The following is a 13,035-nucleotide window of genomic DNA, read 5'->3' as shown; positions in this document are numbered from 1 at the left end:
ATTATGAAGTTGTCTAAAAACTTTCTTTTTTTAATACTCATTGTCATCATTAGTTGTGATGGCCCAAATAGTAAAAAAGAAGTAGCAGTTTCTTATCCAAAAGACTTAGATACGTTTCATAAAAATGTACTGGAATATTATCAAAATCAAAAAGTAGAGGATTTTAAAATAGCAGAATTGTTATCAGATTTAAAAGAAGATGGTTCATTTTCAACCATTGACTATAGCAACAAAATAAGAAGCAATTGGCCTGTTAAAGACCATTTGCAATACGTACAAACCTTAGCCATCAATTATAAAAATGAATCCTCTAAATATTATCAAGATAAAAGTCTTTCAGAAAATATTCATAAAGGATTAAATTATTGGTTAGATAACGATTTTTTAAGCACCAATTGGCACGATCAACATATTGGCGTTCCAGAATTGTTATTGCCAACGTTGTTTTTAATGGAGAACGAGTTGACTAAAAAACAGCTTGATAAAGCCCTTGTTTTATTACATCGCGCCAAAATAAAAATGTCTGGGCAAAATAAAGTATGGTTGTCCAGCAATGTGATGCTACGCGCTTTGTTGTTAAGAAAACAAGATTCAGTAGCCATTGCCAGTAAAGCCATCCAAAGTGAATTAAAAATAGCAAACGGAGTTGGTGTAAAACCAGATTGGTCGTATCACGAACACGGTGCTCAATTGCAATTTGGTAATTATGGTTTGTCGTATTTAGAAGATATGATAAAAACGTATACTTTCTTAAACAATACACCTTTTCAGTTTGATAAGGATAAGATTCAGTTTCTAAGAAACATCGTTTTAAAAGGACAACAATGGATATTGTACAATAATAGGTATGATACCAATGCTTGTGGAAGACAGCTTTTTCCCAAAGAACAACTTCAAAAAGCTAATCGTTTAAAAGTGTGCATTCAAAAAATGAAGGTTTTAGATAAGGAATTTACAGAGGCTTATACTATTGCTTTAAACTCAAAAACCTTATCAGGAAATAAACATTTTTGGAAATCAGATTTTCAGGTGCATAGAAGAAAAGATTTTTATTTTTCGGTTAAAATGAGCTCAAAGCGCGTGGTGGGTACAGAGTCTGTAAATCAAGAAAATGTGCAAGGTTATTATATGGGTGATGGTGTTGCACTCTTATCTACAAATGGGAAAGAATTTGAAGATGTTTTTCCTTTTTGGGATTGGAAAAAATTGCCTGGAACAACCATAATTCAAGATAAAAAACCACTTCCAATTATCAAGTTCAATGAGTTTAAAACCAATAGTACTTTTGTTGGTGGCGTTAGCAATGGCAAAAATGGTATTGCTGTGCTAGATTACGATCGAGATGGTTTACAAGCTAAAAAATCTTGGTTTCTATTTGATGATACAATAGTGTGTTTAGGGAGTGATATTTCAGCAAATACAAATAATCCTGTAACTACAGCCATAAATCAATCTTTTTTAAAAGGTAAGGTTTTTGTTGGTGAAAATGATAACATACAAACCAGTTTAAGAAACGGAAAGGCAATACAACCCGATTGGATTTTACACGATAGTATTGGATATCTATTTCCAAAGGGTGGAAACATCAATTTCTCTACAAATATTTTAGTAGGTAGTTGGAATAATGTTGCAAAACGTTACAGACCAGTGTTATTAACAGATCATATTTTTAAATTATGGTTCAATCATGGTTCGCAACCAAAAAACAAAAGTTATAATTATATGCTGGTGCCAAATGCAACCCAAGATAAAATGTTGCGTTTACATAAAAATAACCCCTTTAAGATCATCAATACAAAGCAACAACAATCTGTAGAACGTTTAGATAAAAAACAAGCAGGAATTGTATTTTATAAACAAGGAACATCAAAAATTCACGGTGGTATTACTGTAGATAAACCTTGTGTTGTTTTAATGGAAGAAAAACCAAATAAACTAATGCTTGCTATAAGCGATCCCTCAAATCAATTACAAAGTATTAAGGTTGCAATTAACGGGAAATATATCTTAGAAAATAGTAACTATAATAATGGGAAAACGCAATTTATGGTCAATTTACCTCAAGGTGATTATTCAGGTAAAACGGTACAGGTAGTATTAGATAAATATTAAAAAAATGACAAAAGTACTTTTATATTTCATCTGTTTTGCGTCAATTTTAGTGTCGTGTCAAAACAAAAACACGAATAGCAACTCAGAAAAAGAAATCAATTTAGAAGCAGGTTTTCAAAATCCACCAAACCAAGCCAAAGCCAGAACCTGGTGGCATTGGATAAGTGGTAATGTTTCAAAATCGGGCATCACCAAAGATTTAGAAGCGATGAAAGCAGTTGGTATTCAAGAAGCACAATTGTTTAATGTGCATTTAGGTTTTCCACAAGGGCCTGTAAAATATTTAAGTGAAGAATGGCTAGATTTATTCAAGTTTTCTGCAGAAGAAGCCAAACGTTTGGGGCTAGAATTGGCATTCCACAACAGCGCAGGATGGTCGTCATCTGGAGGACCTTGGGTTACTGAAGAACACGCGATGCAAACGGTTGTTTTTAGTGAACTTACGGTTGAAGGCGGAAAAACGATAACCAAAAAATTACCACGACCAGAAACCAAATTCAACTATTATAAAGATATTGCGGTTTTGGCATTTCCAAAACCAAAAGCAACAAAAAAGATAGATGGTTTAGATTATAAAATGCTATCTGAACGTGTTCGAAATCATTTACTACCAGATAGGAAAGGCATTTCAAATGAGGCTATTATTTTAAAAGAAAACATTATCAATCTAACTTCAAAACTATCTGAAGATGGTGTTTTAAATTGGGAAGTACCTCAAGGTGATTGGGTTATTTTACGATTAGGGCATACCCCAATTGGTACACAAAATCGTCCTGCACCTCCAGAAGCCAAAGGTTTAGAAGTCGATAAAATGAGTAAAACAGCGGTTGATGCCTATTGGAAAGGTGGCGTACAACCTATAATTGATAAGTTAGGCGACTTAATAGGAACAACTGTTAACAATTGTTTGATTGATAGTTATGAAGTAGAAACTCAAAATTGGACTACAGGTTTTGATGCTCAGTTTGAGAATTTAAGAGGTTATGATTTAACGGCATATTTACCAACTTTAGCAGGGTACTATGTAGAAAGTGGAGAAGTTTCAGAACGATTTCTTTGGGATTTTAGAAGAACTATTGGCGATTTAATTGCCCAAAATTACTATGCGCATTTTGCCGAATTATGCCATAAAAATGGACTAAAATTCTCTGTAGAACCCTATTGGGGCCCTTTTGATAATATGCAAGTGGGTGCCACAGGCGATATTGTGATGTGTGAATTTTGGAGTGGTGGCTATCCGTTTTTCGATTCGCCAAAATTTGTATCGTCCATCGCACATTTAAATGGCAGTGCCATTGTGGGAGCAGAGTCTTTTACAGGTATTGGTGGTTGGGACAAACATCCAGCAAACCTAAAATCGATTGGAGATCGCGCTTGGGCAGAAGGCATTACACGATTTATTTTTCATACCTATGTGCATCAACCTTGGGATGTAGCACCAGGTTTGGCCTTAAGTTATCACGGTTTTGATTTTAACCGATTAAATACGTGGTGGAAACAAAGTAAGGGGTATATGGATTACCTAGCACGTTCACAATATCTTCTGCAACAAGGTAAAAATGTAGCTGATGTTCTGGTATTTACAGGAGAATCATCGCCCAATACAGGGTTTATAAAACCAGAAATTAAAGCCATGGGTTTTGATTATGATTTGATTGGCGCTAATAAATTAAAAGACTTAACCGTTAAAAACGGAACAATTTTCTCATCAGTTGGAAATACGTATCAACTTTTGGTGTTGCCAGAATCGGATTTTATAAAACCAGAAACTTTAGAAAAAATAAAAGCATTAGTAGATGGTGGCGCAACAGTTATTGGTAAAAAGCCATTGCAATCGCCAAGTTTGACCAACTATCCAAATTGTGATGAAAAAGTTACAGCTTATGTTGATGCATTGTGGGGAAGTAGTTTGGTTAAAGAAATTTCCATTGAAGAAGCCTTAAGCGAAAAAACACCTGATTTTAAAATAGAAAGTACTGATAATTCAGATTTGAGTTTCATCCACAGAAAAACAGCCGATGCTGATATTTATTTCATCGCCAATGCTAGAAAAGAAGCCAGAGAAATTACAGCACGTTTTAGAGTTTCGGGAAAGCAACCTGAAATCTGGAACTCAGAAAAAGGCACTGTCAAAGATGCAGTAGTTTTTAAAGCCAATGAAGATGGAACAACAACTGTACCTTTACAATTAGGTTCGGAAGAGTCGGTTTTTATTGTCTTTAAAAAGCCTGCAAATCCGAATCATTTAACAGAAATTTCAACAGAACTTAAACCTTATCAAAAAGAACCATTGTCTAATTTAGAAATTGTAAAAGCAGAATACGGTACGTTTTTACAAGAAGGCTTAATTGATATTACTGACAAAGTAAATAGTGCTATAAAAGGTGGCAAATTAGACTTTAAAATGTCGCGTGCGTTTTGCGATTGTGACCCTGCAATGGGTTACAAAAAAGAGTTTCGAATGGAATACCAAATTGGTGATGTTAAAAAACAAATCTATGCAGAAGAACGCGAGCATATTCATATTGATGCTGGAAACAAACCGCTAAAAGTTTTGAAAGCAGTGTTCGGGAAATTTAAAGCGGAAACCAAAGGTATTCCACAAAACTATAAAACCTTTGAGGTTACAAATACAATTAAGGACTTAGTTTTACATAATACTTATGATATTCTGATTTCTGATGAATTAATAAATAATCAAATTCCAGAAGGCAATAAACCCAACTTAAAAATCACCTTTAAAACTGATGGAGAAGAACGTACACTATTTATTCCAAAAGGACAGTTTTTAAAACTATCTAAAGACACATCTAAACCTGAATTAGTTTTTAAAGATGGAACTGTAAATTGGGTAACAACAAATGAAGGTAAAATAACATATATCAATGCAACTGGAGAAACAAAAACTGCAGTAGTAACCTCTATACCAAAACCCATTGATTTATCAAATTCTTGGCAGGTAGATTTTCCACTAAGTTCAGTAGAAATTATCAAAGAAACCTTTAGTGATTTAACATCTTGGTCAAATCATAAAAACGAGAAAATTCAGCATTTTTCTGGAACGGCATCATATAAAAAAGAGTTTATAATTTCTGATGAATTGTTACAATCGGATAAAAGATTAGAACTCGATTTAGGAAGTGTGGCTGTAATTGCAGAGGTATTTATAAACGGAAAAAAAGTAAGTACTTTATGGAAAGCGCCTTTTAGAACCACTATTGATAATTTTGTAGCAAAAGGTAGAAACACTTTAGAAATAAAAGTGACTAACCTGTGGCCAAATAATTTAATTGGCGACGAAAGCTTACCTTTAGATTATGAACGTAAAGGCAATAAATTAAAAAAATTACCAGATTGGTTATTAAATAACTCAGAACGATCATCCAAACGAACTACGTTTTCATCTTGGAAACATTGGAGTAAAAATGATGAATTGCTAACCTCAGGGTTGTTAGGGCCAGTAAAAATCAATATCAATAAAGTATTAAAAATCGAATAATGATTACAAAACAAAATTTACTCAAAATAAGTTTATGCTTTTTATTATTGGGTTGTAATGCCACGAAAAAGGATGCATCAAAAAATAAAAATGCTGAAATCAAAGTAGATTATTTTGCTGATAATGGTTTTGGAAATGCAGTGGCTATTGTACAACATCCTTCTGGTGTCTATCACAAAGGGATTACGTATGTAGCGTATCAAGGGCCTCTAGAAGATCCTTATGTAGCTTCATATAACCACAAAACTAAAGAATGGAAAGGGCCGTTTAAAGCGGGTGTTAGCCAAATGGGAAAAGACCCAAATCGTAAAAAGAACATAGATAATCATGGTAAGCCAGCATTACTCATTGACGATGCAGGCTATATCCATATTGCCTTTGGAGGTCATGGGGGAACACGTGAAGATGGTGTTAATCCGTTAGGAAATCATCATTATGGAAAAAATTTACACGCAGTTTCTAAAAAACCTTTAGACATTTCTGAATGGGAAACACAGGATAACATTTCATTATTTGGGACTTACAGTCAGTTTATAAAAATGGATAATGGCGACATCTACTTATTTTATCGTCATGGAGCGCATCGTAGCAATTGGGTGTATCAAAAATCTACAGATAATGGGAAAACATTTGGAGAACCAATTTCTTTTTTAAAACATAAAAGAAGAACTGAGATTGAAGCAGAAGATTCTTGGTATCCTTGGTTGAGTAAAGGTAATGGCGATGATATTATTGTAGCATTTGATTACCATATTTGTAGAGATAACAAAAACGCACAAGATGCACGTGGGCATATACCAGAACGTCACAATTTGTACTATATGGTTTTTGACACCAAGACAGGAGAATGGAAAAACGTTAAAAATGAACTTTTAGAAATGCCGTTAACCAAAGAAATGGCAGACCAAAAAGCCTTGGTTAAAAAAATACCTAGTGATTGGACTTTTCAAGGAATAGCTGATGTTGATTCAAATGGAAATCCGCATGTAGGTGTTTTAGTGGGGCCAGATGTAGGAGCAAAAAGAAGCGGTCCAAAACGTTTACAACTTTTTAGATGGAATGGAAATGCTTGGTTACAAAGCAAAAATTTTAATCTCCCTAGAGGAAATGGAGATATTGAAGTTAAATCTACAACAGAAGTTAGCATCTATTTAGAAAGTGATGTTGAAGAAACAGGAGAAATAAGCAGATGGGATAGTTTTGATGATGGAGACACTTTTAAGAAAGCACAGGTTTTTTTAAGTCGAAAAAATTCCAGTTTTGTAATATCATCCCTTATTGATACCCCTCATCCTGATGCTAGAATTATTGTTGCTGAAAAAGAAAAAGGGTCAGATTTTAGGAAAATGTATTTATTGGGTGATAGTGGACCCATTAAAAGAAACAAAAAAGAAACCATACTTGAAAAACCTATAATAAAGCAAACCAAAAACTAGAAAACCGAACTTAAAATGAAAATAATTAAAAGTCCAATCTTTATCTTAGTTGTCTTAGCACTTATTTCTGCCTGTGCTAGTAAAACTGTGAATACACCATCTAAAAATAACTTAATTTCAGAAAATAAAACCCCTCCTAACATTGTCTTTATTTTGTCTGACGATCAGTCTTGGACAGACTACAGTTTTATGGGGGATAAAAACATAGAAACTCCAAGAATAGATCAATTTGCAAAAGAGAGTTTAACTTTTACAAAAAGCTATGTGCCAACCCCTTTATGTTCTCCTTCTTTGGCAACAATAATAACTGGATTATATCCCAAAGATCATGGAATTTTAGGTAATGATAAGGTATATAATCGTGTAAAAGGAGATCGTAGAACAAGCCAAAAGAATAGAGCTCAAGCTTATAAACCTATTATTACAGCTTTTGAAAAGCAAAAGACACTTCCGGATATGCTAAAAGAGAAAGGGTATTTGTCTTTTCAAACAGGTAAATGGTGGCATGGAAATCACAAAATTGGTGGTTTTGATTATGGGATGACACATGGAGACCCTAAAAAAGGTGGAAGACATGGAGATTATGGATTAGAAATTGGGAGAAAAGGTTTAGATACTATTAATAGTTATGTAGATTTAGCACTAAAAGAAAAAAAACCTTTCTTCTTATGGTACGCTCCATTTTTACCACATAGGCCTCATAACCCACCACAACATTTATTCGAGAAGTATAAAAAGAAAACAGACTCTGAACATCTAGCAAAATATTGGGCTATGATAGAATGGTTTGATGAAACTTGTGGACAGCTATTTGATATGTTTGAAGAAAAAGGCTTAACTGAAAACACTTTATTTGTTTATGTTTGCGACAACGGATGGGCGCAAAACCCAGAAAAAAGTGGCTATTTAAGTCATTCTAAACGTGCTCCTTACGATATGGGAATTCGTACTCCAATTATGTACAAATGGAAAGGGAAAATAACTCCTAAAATGGATGATAAAACCATAACCAGTAGTATAGATATGGTGCCAACAGTATTGGATATTTTAGGTGTTGAAAAACCAGAAAATTTACCTGGAGTAAGTGTTTTAAACGAAAAAACTTTAAACGAACGTAAAGGGATTTTTGGAGAAGTATACGCGCATGATTTTGATACTATAGAAAATAGTATGTTTTATAATATGGCCATTTTTCCTCCTTATAAAATCATCCTTCCAGATCCTGTAAGAAAGAAAAACGAAGTGGTGCAATTATTTAATATTGATGAAGATCCTTTCGAGAAAAATAACATTGCAGCAAGTAATCCAGAAATCGTTAAAGATTTACTGCTAAAAATTAAGGAATTTAGAGCGGAATAGATTATGAAAAAAATATGGTTCTTGTGGATTGCAGTAACTTTACTTACAAGTTCATGTAAATCTAAAAATAATGAAGAATTAAAATCATCTAAGCCTAATGTGCTTTTTATTGCTGTTGACGATTTAAACAATTGGATTAGTCCAATTCAAAATTTTTCAAATGTAAAAACGCCTAATTTTGATCGGTTGGCAAAAATGGGAGTTACCTTTACAAACGCACACGTTCAAGCGCCTCTTTGTGGACCGTCAAGAGCTTCTTTAATGACAGGTTTACGTCCATCAACTACTGGTATTTATGGAATGACGCCAGACAATCAAATAAGAAGACTAGAAAATCCAACTACAAAAGACATTACGTTTTTACCAGAATATTTTGAGCAAAATGGCTATCATACTATGGGAATTGGTAAATTATTTCACATTCACGCACCTGATAGCGTTTTTAATGAATCTGGTGGTCGCGTAAAAGGCTTTGGTCCTTATCCAAAAGAGCGTTTTGTTTGGGATGGTTTTGGAAAAGGAATTAAAGGAAAACATGGAAGAACCAGTACAGATTGGGGTGCTTTTCCAGAAAACGATACCTTAATGCCAGATCATCAATCTGTAAATTGGGTGGTGGAACGTTTACAAAGAAAATATGAGAAACCATTCTTTATGGGCTTAGGTTTTCTTCGTGTACACGTACCTTTGTATGTGCCCCAAAAATGGTTCGATTTGTATCCTTTAGAAGATATTCAAACGCCACCTTATAAGTCAGATGATTTAAATGACATTCCAAATATCGGTTTGCAAATTAACGATTTACCAATGATGCCATCTACAGAATGGGCAAAAGAAAGTGGCGAATGGAAAAAAATTGTGCAAGCTTATTTAGCGTGTATCAGTTATGTAGATAATGAACTGGGGCGTGTTTTAGATGCTCTAGAAAGTAGCAAATATGCAGACAATACCATTATTGTTTTATGGTCTGACCACGGATACAGGTTAGGAGAAAAAGGCACTTTTGCAAAACACGCCCTTTGGGAAACCGCAACAAAAGCACCATTACTATTCGCAGCACCAAACTTACCAAAAGGAAAAAAAATTGAAGCTCCAGTAGAAATGCTATCTATTTATCCAACGTTATTAGAATTGAGTGGATTGCCAGCATATTCTAGAAACGAAGCCCAAAGTTTAGTATCTTTAATGCAAACAGGAACGTCAGCCAATGAAACGTATGCAATTACTACTTTTGGGATGAACAACCATACTGTAAAAGTAGCGGGATACAGATATATTAGATATGAAGATGGTACAGAAGAATTTTATGACCACAACACAGATCCTAATGAATGGACTAACGAAGCCAAAAACCCAAAATATACTGCTCAAATAGAAAAAATGAAAGGCTTGTTGCCAAAAGTAAATGTAATTTGGGACGAAAAATCATCCTATACGTTTCAACCTTATTTTGTAGAACACAAAGCACGCGTTAACGGAGAAGAAAAAAAGCCTGTTGAAGTGATTGGTGCAGATAGATAATAAGTGCTAAATAATTAAGATGAAACTAATGCTAAGAATACCAATACTCTTTTTTTCAATACTCTTCTTGTTAAATTGTAGTGTGTCAAAATCAGAGAAAAAACGGGGTAATAAAAAAAAGCCTAACATCGTTTTTATATTTGCTGATGATTTAGGATGGACAGACATAAGCACAGGAAATACAAACAAAAACAATGGGTCTAAAATTTATGAAACACCTGTAATAGACAAATTAGCGTCTCAAGGTATGTCTTTTACCAATGCCTATACCAACCAAAATTGTGCCCCATCTAGAGCTGCGTTAATTAGCGGACAATACGCTACTGGTGCAGATAACCAAGTGTATAATGTAGGGTCTTTAAAACGACAAGACAAAAGAACAAAAGGGTTTCCTAATGTACTTATAGAGCCATTCAAACAAAAAAAGGTAATTGCAGAAGATGGAATTAATATTTTTGATGTATTAAAAACAAAAGGCTATCAAACTGCTTTAGTAGGGAAAAGTCACGGAACACCACATCCTTTAAAGGGCGATTTTGGTATTGATTTACCAGCAGATATTCATCATATTATTGCAGCACCTATTAACGGAAAAAGAACTAAATCTTTTTATTTAGCGTTGAATTCTGATAAAAAAGGATGGACGTTTAATTCGGAGTTTGTAGATAAATACGCAAATCCTTATGATGAAGAATATATCAACACCATTTTAAAACCTTATAAAAGTCAAGGAAATCTAACGCTTTTAAAAGGAACTCCAAAACACCTTACAGATGCTATTGGAGATTTTTCTGTAGATTATATTAAAAAAAACGCAAATGCTGAAAATCCCTTCTTTTTGTATGTACCATTTCACGCTGTACATTCTGATGTTACAGGAAGAAAAGATTTAACTCAAAAGTATTTAAAAAGAGGTTTAAAACCAAGAATTGCAGAATATGCTTCTATGATTGAATTGTTAGACCAAAATGTTGGAAAAATAAACAATGCTTTAAAAGATCCTAATGGAGATGGAAAAGTTGATGATGATATTACTAATAATACAATTTTTATATTTTATTCTGATAATGGAGGCCTATTTAATAATTTACCTTTAAAAGGTAAAAAAGGAAACTTAACTGAAGGAGGTCTTAGAGTACCATTAATTTTTAGATATCCAAATGTGATTCCTGAAAACACAGTTACTAATCAAGCAGTGCATTGTATTGATTTTCTGCCAACTTTAGCAGATTTAGTTGGTGTAGATGTTACATCACTAAAAAAGAAAGATGGAAGTAAACCAAAATATGATGGAGCTTCTTTTGCAAAAGTTTTAAAAGGAAAAGCAAATAGAATTTCTAGAGAAAATTTATTTTGGCACCTTCCAGGATATATGGATGAGCGTTTTTCTCCATCAACTTTAATGCAAAAGAGAATTGGAAATGAATATTACAAATTGTTTTATTTTTATGAAACCGAAGAATTTGAAATGTATAACATTACAAAAGATATTTCTGAAAAAAGAAATATTTTAGAGAATCCAACATCAATAGAAATAGAAATTGCTTTGCAAATGAATGCTGATATGTTGGCTTGGTTAAAAACCAATAAGGCACCAACAGGAACTTGGCTAAAAAATGGAGAGAAAGTGCCTTATCCTAAATTAAATGGAGTTGAGAAATATAAATAATAATTACAAATACCTTAAAAAATGAAAAGACTTTTAGTATTTACACTTAGTGCATCAATTTTATTATTGTCTTGTAAAACAGTAAAGAAGGAGATTGCTATAAATACAGATAAAAAACCAAAAAACATCTTATTTATTGCGGTTGATGATTTACGTCCAGAGCTCAATTTTTACGGAGCTAATCATATCAAATCGCCAAACTTAGATCAACTAGCAAGTGAAAGCTTAGTATTTAACAAGGCGTATTGTAATATTCCTGTTTGTGGAGCTTCAAGAGCAAGTTTATTAACAGGTATGAGACCAACTAGAAATCGGTTTATAACAGCACATACCTCAAAAGATAAACAAGTACCTAATGCAAAATCTCTTCCTTTTCTTTTAAAAGAGAATGGCTACACAACCATTTCTAACGGTAAAATTTATCATTATAATAAAGATGATGTTACTGCTTGGGACGAAATGTGGCAACCAGATAAACTTTGGAGTTATGCATTGCCAGAAAGTCAAGAAATTAGAAAAAACACCAAAAGAGGATTGCCTTTTGAAGTTGCAGAAGTGCATGATTCTGTATATAGAGATGGAAAATTAGCGTTAAAAGTAATTCAAGATTTAAAAAAACTAAAGCAATCAAATCAACCCTTTTTTCTAACAATGGGTTTAATGAAACCACACCTTCCATTTACAGCCCCAAAAAAGTATTGGGATTTATATGATAGAAATCAAATTGAATTACCTGAAAGCTATATTCAACCAAAAACAACTCCAAAACAAGCATTTCACAGATATGGGGAGTTGAGGAATTACGAAAATATTCCTAAAAAAGGGCATTTGCCTGATGATTTAGCAAAAGAATTAATACACGGATATTATGCTTGTGTAAGTTATATAGATGCACAAATTGGTTTAGTTTTAGACGAATTAAAACGTTTGGAATTAGAAGACGATACTATTGTAATTTTATGGGGAGATCATGGTTGGAACTTAGGTGACCATAAATTATGGTGTAAGCATGTTACGTTTGAAACTGCTTTAAGAACGCCATTAATTATTAAAGTTCCAGGAAAAACTAAAGGAACAAAAACAGAAGCCATTACAGAATATATTGATATCTATCCAAGTTTAGCAGAACTTGCTGGCTTAGAAGTTCCAAAAACAGTAGAAGGAAAAAGTTTTGTACCCATTTTAAATGGCGAAAAACCTCAAAAAGATTGGGCAGTATCTAAATTTAAAGATGCTGTAACTTTGATTAAGGGCGATTTGTTTTATACAGAATGGACTAAAGACGATGGTATTGCGTATGCAAGAATGTTGTTTGACCATAAAACAGATCCTTTAGAATTGGATAATTTAGCTGAAAAACCAGAAAATAAGGAACTGGTAAATAAGCTTTCAATAGAATTAAGAGAAAAATGGGGGAAGGATTTTTTAATAAAATAAAT

The 13,035-nt window shown here is 33.3% G+C and carries 7 protein-coding genes; all 7 read left to right on the top strand.

Annotated elements, in window-relative coordinates; all coding sequences use genetic code 11:
* Positions 1 to 3: 3 nt before the first annotated feature.
* Positions 4 to 2,112: a polysaccharide lyase 8 family protein gene (locus SJY27_RS15050; RefSeq protein WP_397445688.1), complete on the top strand. Its 2,109-nt coding sequence runs from the start codon at positions 4 to 6 to the stop codon at positions 2,110 to 2,112.
* 4 nt (positions 2,113 to 2,116) lie between these two features.
* A complete protein-coding gene (locus tag SJY27_RS15045) occupies positions 2,117 to 5,611 on the top strand; it encodes a glycosyl hydrolase (RefSeq protein ID WP_397445687.1) in 3,495 nt (1,164 codons plus the stop codon).
* Positions 5,611 to 7,047 (top strand): BNR-4 repeat-containing protein, encoded by a 1,437-nt coding sequence (locus tag SJY27_RS15040; RefSeq protein ID WP_397445686.1) that lies wholly within the window; start codon positions 5,611 to 5,613, stop codon positions 7,045 to 7,047. Before SJY27_RS15045 ends, SJY27_RS15040 begins: the two co-directional genes overlap by 1 nt.
* Positions 7,048 to 7,062: 15 nt before the next feature.
* Complete coding sequence (locus SJY27_RS15035; RefSeq protein WP_397445685.1) at positions 7,063 to 8,406, top strand: sulfatase-like hydrolase/transferase; 1,344 nt, start codon at positions 7,063 to 7,065, stop codon at positions 8,404 to 8,406.
* 3 nt (positions 8,407 to 8,409) lie between these two features.
* On the top strand, positions 8,410 to 9,927 hold the full coding sequence (locus SJY27_RS15030; RefSeq protein WP_397445684.1) for a sulfatase: 1,518 nt from the start codon (positions 8,410 to 8,412) through the stop codon (positions 9,925 to 9,927).
* A gap of 82 nt (positions 9,928 to 10,009) precedes the next feature.
* Positions 10,010 to 11,596, top strand: coding sequence for a sulfatase-like hydrolase/transferase (locus SJY27_RS15025; RefSeq protein ID WP_397445683.1), 1,587 nt, complete (start codon positions 10,010 to 10,012; stop codon positions 11,594 to 11,596).
* Between the two features lie 21 nt (positions 11,597 to 11,617).
* The gene (locus tag SJY27_RS15020) at positions 11,618 to 13,033 is read left to right on the top strand and encodes a sulfatase (RefSeq protein ID WP_397445682.1); all 1,416 of its coding nucleotides are present in this window, start codon (positions 11,618 to 11,620) and stop codon (positions 13,031 to 13,033) included.
* The last annotated feature ends 2 nt before the right edge of the window (positions 13,034 to 13,035 follow it).

Origin of the sequence: Polaribacter sp. R77954 (assembly GCF_044595335.1) — a bacterium.
Taxonomy (GTDB): domain Bacteria; phylum Bacteroidota; class Bacteroidia; order Flavobacteriales; family Flavobacteriaceae; genus Polaribacter.
This window is presented reverse-complemented; position numbering and strand designations above follow the sequence as displayed.